Annotated in this window: 19 protein-coding genes and 1 tRNA gene; 5 read left to right on the plus strand and 15 right to left on the minus strand. The window is 50.2% G+C overall.

What is annotated here, in order from left to right:
• Positions 1-76: 76 nt before the first annotated feature.
• Positions 77-1,027, minus strand: coding sequence for an SGNH/GDSL hydrolase family protein (locus Pla110_RS09670; RefSeq protein WP_197440626.1), 951 nt, complete (start codon positions 1,025-1,027; stop codon positions 77-79).
• 249 nt (positions 1,028-1,276) lie between these two features.
• Here Pla110_RS09670 and Pla110_RS09675 point away from each other — a divergent pair, with 249 nt between their 5' ends.
• Positions 1,277-2,641, plus strand: a complete 1,365-nt coding sequence (locus Pla110_RS09675) for a neutral/alkaline non-lysosomal ceramidase N-terminal domain-containing protein (RefSeq protein WP_197440627.1) — start codon at positions 1,277-1,279, stop codon at positions 2,639-2,641.
• A gap of 20 nt (positions 2,642-2,661) precedes the next feature.
• On the opposite strand, the gene Pla110_RS09680 is transcribed toward Pla110_RS09675, so the two are convergent.
• Positions 2,662-2,940, minus strand: coding sequence for a hypothetical protein (locus tag Pla110_RS09680; protein WP_144995550.1), 279 nt, complete (start codon positions 2,938-2,940; stop codon positions 2,662-2,664).
• Between the two features lie 156 nt (positions 2,941-3,096).
• On the minus strand, positions 3,097-3,417 hold the full coding sequence (locus tag Pla110_RS09685; RefSeq protein ID WP_144995552.1) for a hypothetical protein: 321 nt from the start codon (positions 3,415-3,417) through the stop codon (positions 3,097-3,099).
• A 203-nt stretch (positions 3,418-3,620) separates the two neighbouring features.
• On the opposite strand from Pla110_RS09685, the gene Pla110_RS09690 reads away from it, so the two are divergent.
• Positions 3,621-4,694 carry an ADP-ribosylglycohydrolase family protein gene (locus Pla110_RS09690; RefSeq protein WP_144995553.1) on the plus strand — a complete coding sequence of 358 codons (1,074 nt, stop codon included), beginning with the start codon at positions 3,621-3,623 and terminating at the stop codon, positions 4,692-4,694.
• A gap of 148 nt (positions 4,695-4,842) precedes the next feature.
• Positions 4,843-5,247 carry a PH domain-containing protein gene (locus tag Pla110_RS09695; protein ID WP_144995556.1) on the plus strand — a complete coding sequence of 135 codons (405 nt, stop codon included), beginning with the start codon at positions 4,843-4,845 and terminating at the stop codon, positions 5,245-5,247.
• Positions 5,248-5,367: 120 nt separating this feature from the next.
• Here Pla110_RS09695 and Pla110_RS09700 read toward each other — a convergent pair.
• The 5 genes from Pla110_RS09700 to Pla110_RS09720 all read right to left on the minus strand — a co-directional run bounded on the left by Pla110_RS09700 (position 5,368) and on the right by Pla110_RS09720 (position 10,300).
• Positions 5,368-5,438 (minus strand) — tRNA-Gln (locus Pla110_RS09700).
• Positions 5,439-5,659: 221 nt separating this feature from the next.
• Positions 5,660-6,856, minus strand: a complete 1,197-nt coding sequence (locus Pla110_RS09705) for a sialidase family protein (protein WP_144995558.1) — start codon at positions 6,854-6,856, stop codon at positions 5,660-5,662.
• A gap of 130 nt (positions 6,857-6,986) precedes the next feature.
• Entirely contained in the window at positions 6,987-7,913 is a 927-nt protein-coding gene (locus Pla110_RS09710; protein ID WP_231742961.1) for a DNA integrity scanning protein DisA nucleotide-binding domain protein, read from the minus strand.
• Between the two features lie 232 nt (positions 7,914-8,145).
• A complete protein-coding gene (locus tag Pla110_RS09715; RefSeq protein WP_144995560.1) occupies positions 8,146-9,177 on the minus strand; it encodes a DUF6263 family protein in 1,032 nt (343 codons plus the stop codon).
• Positions 9,178-9,367: 190 nt separating this feature from the next.
• Positions 9,368-10,300, minus strand: a complete 933-nt coding sequence (locus Pla110_RS09720) for a hypothetical protein (RefSeq protein ID WP_144995562.1) — start codon at positions 10,298-10,300, stop codon at positions 9,368-9,370.
• A gap of 44 nt (positions 10,301-10,344) precedes the next feature.
• Between Pla110_RS09720 and Pla110_RS22965 the strand changes: the two genes are divergently transcribed.
• Positions 10,345-10,467, plus strand: a complete 123-nt coding sequence (locus Pla110_RS22965; RefSeq protein ID WP_261342416.1) for a hypothetical protein — start codon at positions 10,345-10,347, stop codon at positions 10,465-10,467.
• Positions 10,464-10,775: a putative quinol monooxygenase gene (locus tag Pla110_RS09725; RefSeq protein ID WP_144995564.1), complete on the plus strand. Its 312-nt coding sequence runs from the start codon at positions 10,464-10,466 to the stop codon at positions 10,773-10,775. Before Pla110_RS22965 ends, Pla110_RS09725 begins: the two co-directional genes overlap by 4 nt.
• Before the next feature lie 40 nt (positions 10,776-10,815).
• On the opposite strand, the gene Pla110_RS09730 is transcribed toward Pla110_RS09725, so the two are convergent.
• The 7 genes from Pla110_RS09730 to lipB form a co-directional block, all read right to left on the minus strand.
• Complete coding sequence (locus Pla110_RS09730) at positions 10,816-11,334, minus strand: hypothetical protein (RefSeq protein WP_144995566.1); 519 nt, start codon at positions 11,332-11,334, stop codon at positions 10,816-10,818.
• Positions 11,335-11,626: 292 nt separating this feature from the next.
• Positions 11,627-12,034: a Minf_1886 family protein gene (locus Pla110_RS09735; RefSeq protein ID WP_144995568.1), complete on the minus strand. Its 408-nt coding sequence runs from the start codon at positions 12,032-12,034 to the stop codon at positions 11,627-11,629.
• 491 nt (positions 12,035-12,525) lie between these two features.
• Positions 12,526-13,401, minus strand: a complete 876-nt coding sequence (locus tag Pla110_RS09740) for a PSP1 domain-containing protein (protein ID WP_144995570.1) — start codon at positions 13,399-13,401, stop codon at positions 12,526-12,528.
• 433 nt (positions 13,402-13,834) lie between these two features.
• A complete protein-coding gene (locus Pla110_RS09745; RefSeq protein ID WP_144995572.1) occupies positions 13,835-14,872 on the minus strand; it encodes a DNA polymerase III subunit in 1,038 nt (345 codons plus the stop codon).
• Between the two features lie 45 nt (positions 14,873-14,917).
• Positions 14,918-15,190, minus strand: a complete 273-nt coding sequence (locus Pla110_RS09750) for a biotin/lipoyl-containing protein (protein WP_144995574.1) — start codon at positions 15,188-15,190, stop codon at positions 14,918-14,920.
• The gene (gene lipA / locus Pla110_RS09755; RefSeq protein ID WP_144995576.1) at positions 15,187-16,095 is read right to left on the minus strand and encodes a lipoyl synthase; all 909 of its coding nucleotides are present in this window, start codon (positions 16,093-16,095) and stop codon (positions 15,187-15,189) included. The genes Pla110_RS09750 and lipA overlap by 4 nt, the downstream gene beginning before the upstream one ends.
• On the minus strand, positions 16,082-16,846 hold the full coding sequence (gene lipB / locus Pla110_RS09760; protein ID WP_197440628.1) for a lipoyl(octanoyl) transferase LipB: 765 nt from the start codon (positions 16,844-16,846) through the stop codon (positions 16,082-16,084). Before lipB ends, lipA begins: the two co-directional genes overlap by 14 nt.
• Positions 16,847-17,308: the final 462 nt, after the last annotated feature.

Consider the following 17,308-nt stretch of genomic DNA (forward strand, 5'->3'; position numbering starts at 1 on the left):
CAATGTCGTGAGTAGGCGATGAAAAAATAAGTACGACAAGCCTGTTGTCGGGCAATTTGAACGGTAAAACCCGTGGCTACTTCTGACGAGCGAGCTGATGAATCTGTTTGTCCGTATCCGCCGTTAACTGCAAGAGTTCGTCAAGTTCGACGGCGTTGTTGCCCTGCTCATGTTTACGAAAGAGCAACAAATAGGTGATGTTCTGTGGTCGCCAGTGATGAAAGTAGAGTTCGTTCTTTTTGAGAACCTTTTCGTGAACGGTAGACCACTCATCAGGAAGCCCATGCCGCAGGTCGACATTATCTATTCCGAACTGATGCAGAATCTCATCTGCCCAAGCAAGATAACCGACTTCGGTTAGATTCATGCTGCGTTCGAAATACTTTCCCGGTTCGGACTGATGAAATGCGGGTTCTGAAAAACGAGCAATGAGATCGATATACAGAGCTTCTTCCGATTGAGCGATTTTTTGGGTTTCTGCAGCGTACAGCTTAACCTGGTCGTTGTACGATTCGGGATCGGGGTAAGCATCTCCGAAGTCAGGGTGCGGCAATGGAGAGAGAAATATAAATCGGGGATTCTTCGATTGCTGTTTGAGATCGGCGATCAACTTTCGATACCGATCGGCAAAGGCCTGGAGTCGGTCTGCACCCGAAAAGGCTTCGTTGCCACCATATCCAAGGACGATGACAGTTGGGTCGATCGACTTCACCTGCGCCAGCATTTTCTCGTAACCTTTTTCAGGGGCTTCAAAAATACCGCGAGAATCAGCCCAGACCGTGTCTCCACTCCAACCGAGGTTACGGAAGGTCAGGTCGAGTTCGGGGTAGCTCATTGCCAGTGATGTTTCCAGCGGCCCGTATAATTGGGCCCGTTCGATCATCGTGTTGCCTAAAAACAAAACACGATCACCTTTCTGAAATTCAAACGCCGCTTCCGCAGCGAATGCAGGGCTGGTGATGATTAACATCATCGTGCCGGAGAGAAGAATCATCCGTCGTCGGAACGCTTTGAAAACTGAAAACATTTCGTCCACTGAAACAGGTCTCATTCTGGGCAAGAGAAGGATTGAGAATCGAGGAGGAATAAATCACGATTCAGAATCGGTGGGAGAATCGCTTGTATGCGGTTCTGTTCCCTGTCATGATCGAATAAAAATAAACGGGGAACATATCGATGTTAAAGAATCGTCTCCCGTAAAGTCAATCTGCCTCGAATGATATTCGACCTCTGGTTTGAACTTGTTCGCAATGCGCCCGCAAAAAAGGAGAGTCTTGTGATTCGTCCGTCTCACGTTGTTTTTTATTCGCTGTTGATTTTGTTTACCTTGTTCTCTTTCACACGTACCGGGCTTTCCGCAGCCGAAACAGGCGAGTTGAAAGTCGGTTGGTCAATGACCGACATCACCCCACCGGAGAAAGTCGCCCTCGTCGGACAACTCCACAAGCGGCTTTCTGAAGGTGTTCTCGATCCATTGCGAGCCACCGTACTAGCACTGGAGACCGTTAATGATAAAGGCGTCTCTGAGCAGGTCGTGTTTGTCTCTTGCGATCTCATAGGAATTCGCAAACAGACTCAGGACGAAGTTCAGGCTGCCATCAACGAACGTTTGAAAGATTTAGATGGGAAGAATGTTTTTCTGAATGCGACTCACACTCATACCGCCCCCCAGCAGGTTGATAGTGCTTTTCGTGATCTGTACGACGTCAGTCAGGACGAGGGTGTCTGGAAAGCGTCGCAGTACCGTGAGTTTCTTGTCGAAAAGATTGTCACTGCCGTTGAAGAAGCCTGGAACAAGCGGGCACCCGGTGGTTTCAGTTGGGGACTGGGGCACGCGTCCGTAGGACATAATCGTCGAGCGACATACTTCGATGGCCATGCCAAAATGTACGGTCTTACGAATATTCCCGAGTTCTATCGGATCGAAGGATACACAGACCACGCCGTACAGATGCTCTTCTTCTGGAACGAGCAGCAGGAAGTCACTGGCATCATCGTCAACATTGCCTGCCCGTCACAAGAGACGGAAGGCTTACGCGTTCTCTCCGCCGACTTCTGGCACGATGTCCGTGAGGAAGTGTGGAAGCGGCATTCTAAAGAGGTATTCATTCTTCCTCAGTGCGCCGCTGCAGGAGATATCTCGCCGCACCATATTTATCGCAAACAGCCCGAAGAAATCATGCTGAAGCGAAAAGGAATCTCCAGCCGCCAGCAGATCGCCACGCGCATTGTCGATGCCATCGACGAAACGATGCCTTATGTGAAGGACAGTATTCAGACAGACGTCGCACTGGTTCACAAAGTCACTAACTTTACGCTTCCCAAAGCAGAAGTCGAACCACCCTTCTACCTGACAGACGATCCGAATGAAGTCGATATTCATCTGATCCGCATCGGTGATGTTGCCCTCGTAAACAATCCGTTCGAGCTTTATCTCGATTATGGTGTTCGCATCCAGGCTCGTTCCCCTGCCGTGATGACAATGACCATTCAGCTCTCCAGCGGCCTCTGTGGTTATCTGCCAACTCGACCCGCTGTCAGCGGTGGCGGCTACAGCGCCGAAAAATTCGTCATCGGCCCCGATGGGGGCGACGCTCTCGTTGAACAATCCGTAGAAGGGATTCAGGGATTGTTTCCGTAGAATGGAAGCGAATGTGGAAGTCAGTTGACGGTGTATTCGTTCAGGAAGTAGGTTGAATGGTAGTCCTCATCGTAAAAGACTTTTACTGCCAGAAGGTGAAAAGTGTTTTTGTTGATCTTTAGTAGAATTTTTTCGCTAACAGGGTGATGTTTTAGTTTCATACCAAAGAATAAATAGGGTGGCTCCTCTTTGGGGCGTAATTCCCATAGGAGGTAGTCTGGCTTTTCGACTAAATCGCATTTGTCGCATAAAGCTTCTGTATCTTCATAGGTATTAACAGGCAGGCAGCTTTCGGTCACTTCTTGTGTCTGACGCCAAGATTTATGCGATGGATAAGGGCAAATCGAGTTCAACGTGCCGGAAAACGCGCCGGTGTCATTGACAATATCCTGGCACAAATTTTCAAAGTCGAACGTAAAAAGCCCTCTCCCTTCAGTGACCGAGTAGTGAGGGTTCTAACGCACGAAGACGTCGTTTGCACGTTCCGGATTGTCACTCTTGTAGGGTGGGAACTGAATGCTTAAACGGTTTGGGTCAACCGAGAATAGTTCAAATTTCGCTTGCGACTTAACCCTGAAAGTGTCGTCCATTCTGAGCACCACACCAGCCGCCCGCACCTGATGTCCAGCCTGCTGTTCCAAGTGATGCTTGAACTGTTCGATGACGTCGGAGTCTGGCTTCTCCTCTGCCACCAAGGGGACGCTGCTTATGACCAGCACACCAAACGCAATAATGTTCCTGAACCGCACCGAACCACACATTCTGTTTCCATTCATCCACTTGCTCCATTCTGGAAGATGAAGAGATTGATCAATCTGTGAATTGAATTGTCGCCTTTTTAGCATTTGTGGCAATAGAAATTAATAATTTCGCTGAGATCATGGTAATCTTACGAATAATATATACATCTTGAGAAAGACGAAGAAAATCACTCCCCTGAACTCGGTACTTCGCAGACAAGTCTAAATGAAGAGCTTTGATGTCCACTTCCAAACCAAAAAGGGTTGATACGCTTACTGGTTCCCTACTCGGTATGGCCGTAGGGGATGCATTGGGGTTGCCTTATGAGAATCTGAGTCGGCGGCGTCTTCAAAAACTACTAGGACCGCCGAGCAGATATCGGTTTCTGTTTGGGAGAGGCATGGTTTCAGATGATACGGAACATGCTTGTCTGGTGGCGCAGGCGATAATTCAGTCTCCCGGCGACCCCGTTGAATTCCAGCGAGCACTCGCCCGACGGTTGAAACATTGGTTCTGGATGTTACCGGCTGGAATTGGGTTAGCGACGCTTCGGTCGATGATGAAGCTGTCTGTAGGAATCACTCCAGAGAAGTCCGGAGTATTCTCAGCGGGAAACGGACCGGCAATGAGAGCCCCTCTCCTTGGGGTGGCGATTGATGATTTGGCTATGATGAAAGAGATGGTTCGCAGGTCAACAAGAATTACGCACACCGATCCTAAAGCCTTTTATGGAGCAGCGGCGGTCGCGTTGGCCGCACGGATTTCTGCCCGGTCGGAATCCATCACTCCGAGCGAATACTTGGAGCAGTTGACGGAGTTCCTGAATGGGGAACCGGCAGATGAGTTTCTCGACCTGGTCCGTCGTGTCGTTGAATCAGTTCAACTGGGGAATTCGACGAGTAAATATTGTGAACAACATGAAATGGCTCAGGGAGTCAGTGGATACATCTACCAGACGGTGCCAGTAGTGCTTCATTGCTGGTTCCTTCATTGTGAGGAATACGAGGAAGGCATTCAAGAAATCATTCAACTCGGAGGGGACACGGATACGACAGCGGCCATACTTGGAGGTAGTATTGGAGCCCGAGTTGGGGTAGGAGGAATTCCAGATCATTTATTAGTAAATCTGAGTGAGTTTCCTCGGAAAGTCGATTGGATGAAGAGACTGACGACCCAGCTTGAGGAAGTTTTAACTACAAATCAATCGGAGCGACCTCTATCCGTTTCACCCTTCCTCGTTCTCCTGCGAAATGTTCTCTTTATTGTCGTTGTACTCTTTCACGGGTTTCGCAGGTTGCTGCCTCCGTGGTGAAATCTTTTGTGGAACACGAAGGGATCGAATCTTTCTCAACTCCGTCCTGAGAAAGTCGTTAAGAATTCCCGTCGCCGGTCGAATCTCGTTATAATGGGGAACCCCTCATTCACGACCGTGAGTATTAACGAGAAGGATTAAGAGAGCGATGAGCGACGTTGAAACTGACGAAATTCTGTACGAAGAGAATCCGGCGATGTTCCGGAACAACCCGTTCTTCTTTATTTTGCTCGTGTTAATCCCCGTCATTGGATGGATTTGGTTGCTCTACTGGTGGATGCAATGCCTTAGCTCCAAATTGACAGTGACCAACACCCGAATTATCCACCGAACCGGACTGCTGTCGAAAGCTGAGAATGAAGTCCGCATTCGGCACGTACGCAACGTGCAGACGCGACAATCTTTCTTTCAGCGGATGATGAATACCGGATACATTGGGATTTCAACGGCCGGTCAGTCGGGGGTTGAAATTGCCATGAATGGCATGCCTGATCCGGATGGTGTGCAGGAACTGATCAATTCGCGAATTGAAGATCAGGATATCGGCGATTAAAGCGAAACGCCGAGAGTCTTGCTGAAAGCAGAAGCAAAACTCGGTAATAGCGACCAACTACTCGTCGCGGCACCTCATCCTAAATGAGGTGCCTTTGAGGGTCTGGTCGGCAAAAGAAAGTTACCCGGCAAGGATTCGAACCTTGACTAAATGAACCAGAATCATTTGTGCTACCATTACACTACCAGGCAATATCGGGTCGTCTTGCGACCGGAGCGGTAATTTAACAGAACCAGGGCAATTGCTTCAACTGAAAGTTCGCAAAATTCGGCACAGAACTTCCGTTTACTGCGATCTTCGTCCGCATTACTGATTCCTAGAGCCCCGGACACACCACTTTTGCATCAGGTTCAGTCGGTTTTAGCCCAGAATGCAATTTCTATTTGCCCCGATTGCTTTCGAGCCAAATTCCTCAGGGCTGCCCTGCTTTAATCCAGTCCTCATTGAATTCGGCGTGTTTCATCGTTTCCCCGGCTTCAACGAAATACGAATAGGCGACATGGATTTGCCCATTCTTGCCCTGAATGACGGCTGGGTAATGGAATTGTCCCCCCACTTGGTCTTCCAGAGTCCGTTTCCATTTCCAACTGCGGCCTTCATCGTCGGACAGAGCGACTACCAGATGGTGACGGTCCTGGTCTCCCTCGTTCATAACCAGAATCCAGTGACCGTTACTCAAGCGAACGCCATCGACACTCGACCCTGGATTTACGAAGTCGGTGTTGGCGATTTTCGACCAGCTTAACCCATCATCTTCTGAGGTGCAAAAACGGACACGCCGTGAAAAGGCATCGTCTCGGAGATAGGCGACCAGGGTTCCGTCATCACGCCGGAGAACGGAAGGTTGATTGTTACCATAGCCAAACAGAGGTTTGCTGGCATACCAGGAATTCCCTTCGTCATCGCTGATCGCCATGATAGAGATTCCGAAGTTATCAGTGTAAAGCGGCATGAGAATTCGCCCGCTCGGAAGCAATGTTGGCTTACACCGTGGCTGCCATCCAATGCGTTGATACAGTTTCTGTGTCACTGTTGATTTGGCGTGATCGAGATACCCTTGAGTCTCTGGTTTTAAAGGTTTGGAATTCCCCAATTCATGGATGACGTTAGCCAGATATTCCTTACTGAAGTCCTGTGGTTTGAGCAGAATCATCTGCTGACGTCCCCATTTGGGCGTTCCTTCCCCCGTGTAATCTTCAGAGACTACATAATTTGTCAGGCAACTATCCCAGGTATTGTCGAGAATGACAGGCCAGAACATCCAGAGTCGTTTTTGAGGATCGATCCAGAGGACAGAGTTGCAATCGGGAAAACCTGGATAGTTAGCCATTGGAAATGGATCGGACCATTCCTGTTGTCCTTGCCGACGTCGTGCGCCGAGAACTTGGACGTCATCGGCGGTACGTTCACCAGAACCGCGGAACCAGGAAATTAGCAAGTCTCCATTAGGGCACTCCACTAAACCGGGCGCGTGGTTATGCTGTGGGTGATAAGGAAAGACGATCTCAGATTGGTATGCGGGCTCGTCCGCTCGCAACACCGAAGATTCAGGTAGCGAACAAAAGGTGAGAACCAGTATTACAAGTGAGGCGGTCGCCAGGCATCGCATGGGGAGATCTTCCAGCGGAGGGTCGAATGATGGGACGCGAAGAATTCTCAAACGGAGAATCTAATACCATATCAACACATGACGGAAGATATTGCAATGAGCGTCGTGTCCTGAGGCAAGCCGACTTCAATTATGCTTCGGGGGGTTCTGTCTCGATGTCGACCCATTTGAGGGCCTGATCCATCGGTTCGATTCGCAGAACGACGCGGCCGTCCTGGAAGAGTCGTACTGTTCCAGAACTCTCTGAAACGGCGATGGCGATGGCGCTCGTCACTTTGCTGATGGCGGCGGCTGCCCAGTGGCGAGAACCGAGTCCTTTGGAAAGGGAGAGGTTTACCTTGGGGGCATCTAGAATACGACCGGCGGCGACGGCTGCACCATCGGCAGAGAAGATAAAGGCTCCGTCGATACAGGCAAGTTCTTTGACACTCTCTCGAACTCGCTGACTACGCACCAGACGTTCTTCTTTTTTGTAGCCTTTGAACGGATCATGAACTGCTTCGTGTGATAGTTCCATCACTTTACGATGCTGACCGACTACAAAAAGAGTACCGACCTTGTGGCTTTCACGCCCTTCCCGACCAATTTCCACGGCGAGATCAACCAGATACCGCAAGGTTTCCAGTGGTACCTGCGTTTCCAGTCGGCGGAGGTCTCGCGCGGTCAGTTTGGCGAGGTGTTCTTCCAGATTGACGATACTCAGCGAATCGAGCGAGTCTCTGTCAAACACGGAATAGACGGCGACAACCTGGTCGCCTGTGCTCAGCAAGTCATCCGCAATTGCTTCCAGCAACGCCTGGCTTAACTGATGCTGGCGAGTCTGGGGTTCGTCCATGAGTGGGACGACGTCGATTCCGTCTTCGCGGGCCGCTTCTTGAACGTCTTCTTTATCGCTCGCGATGAGCAGACGGACCTTTTCCAGGTACTTGCGAACTTCGAGGAAGTTGAACGGAATATCGGCGAGAATCAACGCTGCGGTTGCGTCGTTTTCAACGGCAACCCGCCGGGCAGAAATGAGAAGGCTCTTCATCTCTGGTGAAATGTTGACTCGTTTCATCGACCTTATACTCTTTTCATCCGATCAACCTGACTGATTCTCATCAAAGAAGCATGCTGAGACCACTTACTCAAAAGACCCTTGGAACCCCTATATTTTCTCGGAACGAGTAACATTCACAGTCGTCCCAAGGCGAGCGGGATTTCAAGTGTAAGTAAAATTAAACCAGCGTCAATGCACAGACGCTGTTAAGGCGTAAGGACCGAGAGAGAAAGCTGGTAGTGCCCTATCTCTATTGTTCGGCAGATTCGGCCGTGGGGATGATCTTTGCCTCGACGAAAGTCTCGGTGGTTTTGCTGACCGCCCGCATGGAGCTGTTATCACCGGAAAAACCGAACTCGGTGTTGTCCAGTTCGGCTGTTCGTTTCAGGATCAGTCCCCGCTCCAGATCAAAATCGATCGAACCGGAAGGTGTGTTCTGAATCAACTGCGAAGAGATCGTCGGGTTGTGAACGGCAGAGAGAACCGACGTTTTGAATGTCAGGTGAGCGATTCCGTCTTCAACCGAACGGAGGCGATATTCCCGATTCAGTCGGACAAACTGCTGTAAGCTGCGGTCCACCATGACGGGGACAGAGAACGATTGCGACCAGCGATCATCGATTTTCAGAGGTTGTTCGGGGAAGCGAACCAGATAATTTCCGACAGCGTTCACGTCATCTTCGTCTTCCTCCTGGTCTGCTTGCTCTGCGCGGGCAGGAGGTGTTGATGCAGAGACTTTTTCGATTTCACTCGAGTCGGCTGTTTTGGTTTCCTGATCTTGTTTGGAAACCTCTTGCAGATTGAGGAGGTTGATCACGTTTCCTGTCGGTTCGAACGTTGTTTCGGCAAGGGGCACTCCGATACTCGCTTTGATCTTCTTGAACTGCGGCAGTGAGACCCCTTCGTTCTTACTATCAAATTTGACAGGATCACTGTCGTTGAATCGAACCTGCATTGTGACCGAGTCGATATACGAGACCAGAGTCGCGTTTCCGTTTTCTTTAACGTCCTTCACGAGGAAATGTTTCGCCGTCGTTGATTTGTTGAAAGCGGTTTCCGTAGTTTGCCCTTTGCGCGAAGTATGGGCCATCTCGTAGACGACGTTGTAAGAGACTTTCTGGCCGGGTTCAAATTTGAACCGAAGGATGTACTCAGTTTTATCTGATGAGGGAGCCTCTGCGGTTTCGGAAGAATCAGCTGCAGAGACCGTCGTTCCAGACAGAATCAAAGTAACGATTGCTCCCCAGAGAATTGTGGCTGAAAATTGTCGTACGAACCGCATTGAAAACTCCTTTTTCGCGGTTTTTGCGGAACCGCGTTTCCTCCTGAAAGTGAGTTGCCAGGTGACTTGAATCGGTCGTGATTCAAGTCCGGGCGGGCTCCGATAAGTTGTCGGAACTCACGACCTGGCCTGAGTTTGGGCAAACTAACACAACACGCCAGATATGGCGAGGGCAATTTACAGCGGTTTTCTATTCTAGACGGATAGCATCGACATAGAATTCATGGGGTTGATCCTGTTCCCACAGCATGAACTGGAACAGTCTTACTGTGCTTAAATCGAATTCGCGTGCGGCTAGCTTGATGTCACTGAGAGGGATGGTGAGATGATGGCTGCCTGGTTCAAGATCGTAATAAGCATGAAAACGGTCGTCGTAGGTTCCGTCGTGCAAGCTATCTTCCAGCTTGAGATATAGTGGAACTGGGGCGCTCTCGGCGGGAACGTAGATATCCATTACCAATTGGGAATACTCTCGCCAGTCGGGGACGGAATATGGGATGTAGATCGCGCTGAAACGTCCCGGATGAAATTCGACATGCAGCGAATAACGGCTATCGACGGCGAAATGTTCGGATCGCGAGATTGTGACATTTTCCGCTCGCCAGCGATGAAGTTCGTTGCTTGTCTCGAAATCTGCAATTCGAGGGAATTCGAGCCGCATGCGGCAGACATCGTACACTTCTGTAAGAGGTGTGTAGAAAGCGACAAACAGGCAGCCAAGGGAAACGATACGCCAGAATCTTTGTGCTTTTGGCGTGAAGGCAACGGTGGAAAGAAGAAAGCTTAGCATCAAACCGGAGCCGACCAGGTTCGCGCCGATGTCGTGAAGGCTGGCGGAACGGCCAGACTGGTACTGCAACAATTCAAACCCTGAACCAATAAGACCAACGATCACCCAGACGAGAAATGCTTTGGCAACGGGCCTGTGAACAAGCAACGGTCCCGTTAACACCCAGACGATCAGCGAAAGACCGGCGAAAACGGGGATATGCATGAAGTTAACCAGCGAACCGAAAACATACCCCAAGTCTGGAAGTGGGGTCAGCATCATGATGAACAGTAGAGCGACAAACGTGATTGGTATCACGTAGCTCAAGTTCAGGCGAGGGAGACTGTTCAGCATGTTTGGCGTCGTTGCGTTTGTTGTTCGGCAGGAAAAGATGAACTATGATGAAACTCGTTCTGATCACTCCAGTGTTAATATCACAACGGGATCAGACACATCATAACAACATTCAAGTGGAATACGTTCCTTCGGGAGCGGCCAGTGAGAAAGCAATTCTTCTATGATTCACGTCATTGCCACAATCGAAGTTCGGGAAGGTCAACGAGAAGCATTTCTGGAGCAATTCCGACAGATAATTGAGCCTGTTCGTGCTGAAGAGGGGTGCCTCGAGTATGGTCCCGCGATTGATGCCGAAACCGATATCCCTGTGCAGACAAAGAAAGGGGAGAATATCGTTACTGTTGTTGAAAAATGGGAGTCACCCGAGGCGTTGAAGGCCCATTTCCAAGCCCCTCATATGCTTGAATACAAAGTCAAAGTGGCCGATATCGTCACGGGGACACGCATCGAGATTCTCTCGTCCGCAGAATAGCGCTGATGGCAGACCCGGACCTGCTTCAATCGAATCTGCTTCAATTTGTGGGCGGTGCTCGGTCGCCGTTTTCTGTCAGCAGTTGCTCCAATTGGACAACTGCTTCTTCTTTGTACGGATAAAAAATTGGCTCAGGTTCGGTTTGCTCCATTTTCAACTGGATCAACTGCTCCTGAGTGAGCGGAATCTCGTATGTATCGGGAACATCGCCTGATCCAGGTTCCAGCAGAACCAGCGGAATGAGGTAGCTCGCCCCGTTTTCGACACGGGAACTGGGCAGATTTGAGACTGCGAACTGTTCGCCTGCAGTAATCTGAGGATCGTATTTCCAGAACCGTTTCAGTTGCACCAACCCCTGCTCTTTGTCGATGACTTCCGCCTCAACAACGGTCTGGGCTCGCTGGAGTTGCTGCCAGTTGAGCGTGACGGGGTTGGCGGTAAAGAGCACCAACAGGGAGAATCCAATCAGCCAGATTAACGTCACCCAGAAGGCGAACAGGAAATAGGCTTTGGAGCGTCCAGGTTGCGCCGATTCGTTAATGGGGGCCTCGGCTGGCATCCAATGGTTCCGTATCTGGTAAGTCATTGCAGGCTGAGAAGTAAAGGATCATCCTCTACGAATATGACAGCATCATACTGCAGTGATACGGGCGGTCCAACTCTGGGGAGGGCCTCCGGCCTGATTCAATAAGATGTTCCCAGATATTCACTCAGGAACAATAAGCTCAGGAACAATAAGCTCAGGCCGGGCCAGACTTAGAGTATTCCTGAACCCCTCGGTTGGGTGTTGGTCGGGCCTTGCTTATAGCGATTAAGTCAGCCACAACTAATATTGAAAATGAGTTCCCAATTCAGGAAGCGATTTTTTTGCGAAAGACGGGGGCGACGTCAATTTCGTATTCTTTGTCGAATGCGGTATTGAACTGATAGACACCGAAGAAGTCTTCCAGCCGGTCCCGATCGGTTTTTCGCATCTCGCCGTGTTCGATTAATTCAAACACGATACGGCCAAAGTCGTCTGTGGTGCTGATTCCCCACTCTTCAAAAACGGTTGAGGTCAGCAAACCGTATTGCTTCAGGGCAAGTTCTTTGATTCCGATAAGTAATTCCGGACCGGAGATGTGCATACCCTCTTCGTTGGCGTCGAGAGCAAGTTTGTCGAGCTTATCCTGCATGTATCTCAGCGACTGGAACACAAAATGGTAAGCTTGGGGATGGTAGCTTAATTTTTTGCGATTTCGCTGACTGGTGGTGCTCATAGTCACGATTCTGGTCCTCGGTGCTCGTGGACAAATTCAAGTCAAAGAAAATGAAGTGATGCCTGCATAAGGGACACAGGACTTAATAATAAGACGTTTTAGAACCCATTCAGGTTCAGATAAAATCGTAATTTGACTCTAAATCGATCTCTTCCTGAATGGAGAAACCTCAGCTGCTGGGCAGTTAAGCACTTTCCATTCCAAATATGCTGTTGATCAAACAGGATATTTTAGACCGAAACCCTGATTTCGAACAGTCTTAAGTATTTCTTAAAGAACAGTATATCGTGTCGACCGGTCCGTGGGAATCGGAGAAATTGGCCTCCAGCATCATATTTAGATCGACATTTTGCAGCAAAGCTAAACTTTGATCAAGAGCGAAGTTTCCTCCAGTTGCAGGGTTAGCCCTGACTATTCTGGATGAGGATGGGTTTGGACGCATATACCTCTGAAATTACCAGTGAAATACCCTTACCCATTTCTGCTTTGTCTTAACTTGCTGAAGTGGGAGGCTCCTTTGCTGGAGAAACAGGCTTTTTGCTTCCCCCTTTAATTACGGTCACGATGTCGGTCATCTCGACGAGATTTTTACGAGAATCGTCGAATTGCACCCAGACTTTCTGGGCAAGAACCTCTTGGCCCACGACTTTCCCCTGCCCTTTTTTCGTGATCACCATGGCGCCCAGCTTGGGAAGTTCGCGTCGCATATCGACGTACGTGTCGTATTCGTACCGAAGACAGCACTTCAGACGGCCACAACGACCGGAGATTTTGTTCGGGTCCAAGGTCGCTTTTTGCAGCTTGGCCATCTTCATGGAGACAGGAGGCATTTCATCGAGGTGGGTATTGCAGCAGGTTGGTTTTCCGCAGTCACCATAATCGGCCAGCAGTTTGGCTTCGTCCCGAACTCCAATCTGACGCATTTCGATTCGCGTTTTGAATTGGGAGGCAAGGGATTTGACTAGCTCGCGGAAGTCGACTCGTTTCTCGGCGAGATAATAGAAGATGAGCCGCTCGCCGCCGAAAATATACTCGGCGTCCACGAGTTGCATTTGCAACTTACGTTCTTGAATCAACTTTTCGCAGCCCTGAAACTTTTCCTTTTCCTGGGCACCATGTTGATCTTTTTTCTGCCAGTCATCGTCACTGGCGTCTCGGAGGATACGACCGACTTTTTCGAGATCGGCGCTTTTTTGCTGGCTCAGGAAGAGTCGAGAGCGTTCGGTCGCTTCGCTAAGAACCTCGCCCCACTCAGTTCCCCGGTCACTTTTGACGATCACCTGATCGCTGCGACGTTGTTCTTTGGGTGAGGTGAATTCAGCGAGTTTGCGGATATTCCCGTAACGGACGATATAGTTGTTAACCATAGAGCGTTATTACCTTCGACAACCGTCATCCCTGTCTTCCCCGACTCCCCTCTTCTGTAGCTTTGCTCGTTATCGCTGCCAATGCAGAACACGCAATGGTAGCAAATGAGTGAAGGAGGGATCCCTGTCTGGCGAGTTGTCTATGTCACCTGGCCTTACCGATCGAGATGGTTTGTGAAATTCCGTTTCACTTTGATTCCATGTCAGCAAGGTTGGGTGTTGAGTGAAGTGAATTTATGAAAAACTGATCCCGCGAAAACGGGCAGATTGGAAAAGCAGCTTCGCCGGTCAATTCATTCCTCTTTTGTTTCTGGTAAGAAACCTATCTGGAAATGATTCAGCTATCGGGCGAGCACTGATTCACTTTTATCATCACAACTTCTGAGCGTAGTGGCAAGTCGGGCTCTCAAAGTCTACCGACGAAAATCAGTTCTTATGTTCCAGCCGTTTGGCGTTTAATTCGGCTTAGTTCATCGAACAGCCCTTCAATGAGCGAGCCCACTGGAAGGAATTGCTCCAGATGCTGTTGCGCCACGAGCGAGCGGTCGTACATTTTCTGTAACTGATTGAACTGCTGTTCTTCAGTCCGAGTCCCCCTACCTGAAGGAATTGTCTGGACGATACGATTCATTTCGTCCTGGCAGTATTCCTGAACAAATCGCAATGCCCAGCCGGTGGCGTGCCGCTGGGTCGGATTATCGGAGCCGATCGATTCCACCATCTCGAGCATCTGACTGGATATCTGAACCCAGTTGAAATCCTGCTGGCTCAGAATCTTGAAGATCTGTTGTCGCAGTGTCAACCAATCGTGTTGCAGAAACTCCCGGGCCGTTTCCAGACTTCCTTCGCTATGAGGGGCGATTTCACTGGCGCGCTCTGCTGTATCGACCAGTCCTGTCTTCACTAGTAAGCCAGCAACCTGGTCAGTCGAGAGTGCGTCAAACCGGACCATCTGGCAGCGCGATCGAATTGTCTGCAGGATGCGTTGTTCTTTCTCGGCGACGAGAATAAGAATCGATCTTTCGGGCGGTTCCTCCAGCGTCTTCAGGAGTGCATTGCCGCTGGATTCGTTGAGGAGATGCGCATCGTTGATGATTGCGATTTTTCTCCGGGCCGACATTGGCTTCAGGGAAATATCATGACAGAGTCCAGATTGACCTCTGTTTTCACGGGGACCTATGAACGATTCAATCGGGATTTCCGACTTGCCTTCAGGAACGCCAATCGCAAAGAAATCGGGATGCGCTCCTCCCTCGAACTGGTGGCAGTTGGAGCATTCTCGGCAGAAATCGAGATCGGAATCAGGATGCCGATCACAGAACAGGCTTTGCGTCAACAGGTGGGCGAATGTTCGTTTGCCAATGCCCGCAGGTCCGACGAAAAGATAGGAATGAGAAAGTCGGTCCCGCGCAGCCGCCCGTTGGAATGACTCATGTTGCTGTTCGTGTCCAGCCAGATCGTTCCAGTGCATGAGGGGCTCTGTTGAGAGAGGAATGAAAAGCGATCGAGAGTTGATTTAAGAATCGACTGCGGGTTCGATCCATCCTAACGTGGTCGTGGCCGTCAGGGAACCATCGACGGGAACGACGATCTCCTTTAATCGACCGTCAACTGGGGCATCGACGATGAACAGGATTCCAGGGCTCAAAACTTCTAGCAACCGATCACCGGCAATGACTTCATCGCCGATATCAATCAGCCAGTTGGTCACCTTCATTTGGCCGGTAAACCGGTCCGGTTGCGGCAAGGTGATCGGGATCAACGGGGGTTTTGCAGCAGACGGGCTCACTTGAGATCGTCTCGACCAAGTACTTCGGCCATTTCACCAGCGTGATAGCTCGAACGGACAAAGGGGCCACTGGCGACCAGCTTAAAGCCCAACTTGCGAATTTCATCGCCGATTTCGTCGAACTCTTCCGGTGGCAGAAAGCGTTCTACCGGGAGATGATCGAGCGTTGGTTGCAGGTATTGGCCTAGCGTAAGAATGTCGCAACCAACGCTTCGCAGGTCGGCGCAGACTTCCAGTACTTCCTCCCAGGTCTCTCCCAGCCCCATCATCAGACCACTTTTGGTGGGCATGTTGGGATCCATTTCCTTCACCTGAGTCAACAGGTCAAGCGTTCGTTGATAATCAGAATTCCGTCGGACACGATGATACAACCGAGGAACTGTTTCCGTGTTGTGGTTATAAACGTCCGGTCGGGAATTGACGACGGTGGCGATGGCGTCGCGGTTACCTCGGAAGTCAGGGGTGAGGACTTCGACGGCAGCACCCGTTTTATCGCGAACGGCTTCTACGCATTTGGCCCAGTGCTCTGCTCCCCCATCATCAAGATCGTCACGGGTCACAGAGGTGATGACGACATATTTCAAACCAAGCCGGAGAGCGGCTTCAGCGACTCGTTCGGGTTCATCCAGTTGAAGCGCTTCGGTTTTCCCTTTTTTGATCGAGCAGAATCCGCAAGGTCGGGTGCAGACGTCGCCTAGAATCATCAGGGTCGCTGTTTTGTGTGACCAGCATTCTGTCCGGTTAGGACATTTCGCGCTTTCGCAGACCGTTTCCAGCTTGAGGTCCGAGATGACTTCGTCGGTATACGCCATGCCGGGTGTGGGCAGCGGTCGTTTTAACCATTTAGGAAGTCGGGCTCGAGGGGCTTGTTCAGGACCATTGGGGAGGATGTTAAGCGTCGACATAAATTTGTTTCTTTTTGCGGACCAGCAAGGGATGGCCGGTATACACATGGTAGCGGGAGTAGTCAAACGTCTCAGCCACATGGCGGATCATGCTTTCACGCACTTTGTGCATGGAGACAGGTCGAACCTGCTGAGCCGCCATCGACGTCAAACGCACTCCCATTGTATTCATTTGAGCCCAGCGTACCAGTTCCATGTCCGGGCAAACATTGAGAAAGAGCCCATGAAACGAGGTCCACGACTTAACCGCGGCGCCGATAGTCCCAAGTTGACCGGAATGGCAGAAAATGCCTGGATCATTTGCCCCTTCAGAAAGATTATCGGCTCGATTGGCCTTAATCTTCATCTCTCGGCACATTGCGATCGTGGCTTCCTGCAGTTGGTGTCGATATTCCTCCAGGCCTATTTCGAGCCGATTCAGGGGAAGAATGGGGTAAACGGCCAGCTGACCGGGAGCATGCATAATAGTGCCACCGCCTCGATTGACCCATTTTAGTTCAATCTGTCGGGCACGGAGGTCCTGCTCATCGACCAGGATTTGCGAGCGGGATGCTTCGCGTCCCATGGTGATCATCGGAGGATGTTCGCACAAAAGCAGCCCCCCCATCTTGTCGGAACGTCCGCTGATCTCGTAGATCAGCCTTTCCTGCAGAAACTGGGCAGCTTCGTATTCCACCAAACCGAGCAGATGAACTTCCAGTGCATCTGACCGGGTCAGGGTGGTTACTGATTGTGTAGGTGAATGCGACATTGAAGGCGGATATCCGGTAGAAAATTCCATTTGAACCAGTTGATCTTATCCCCCTCAAGGTAAGGAGACAATAAGCCTCCTGTAAAGAGGCGAAGTGTGGCTGCCTTTTCGATTTGATGTTACATCGGAAAATGAAGTAAAAAGTCTGTTTTCTACTGGACAACCTTGGACGCGGTCGTCGCATATAATACCGAAGTGATCAGGCAGTTGAGGAAGAGCCTCTCTTGTTCTCTCACCGGCAGAATCGGTGGAAACCTTCCCCTCCCTTGCACAGAGTTCTATAATCGCTTGTCTGATATAATAAATACGAACCTGTTTCTCTAAATGGACTCGTATTCCTAAGGGTTCGATGATTCCCTCGTCGAGATGAAGAAGACTCACTTGGAATCACGACTCATTCTAAAATTCTGTTGTAGCTCCTCAAGGGGCGACAGAATGAATTCCAAAAGAGATCAGCATTAG

It is taken from the genome of Polystyrenella longa (assembly GCF_007750395.1).
GTDB classification, from domain to species: domain Bacteria; phylum Planctomycetota; class Planctomycetia; order Planctomycetales; family Planctomycetaceae; genus Polystyrenella; species Polystyrenella longa.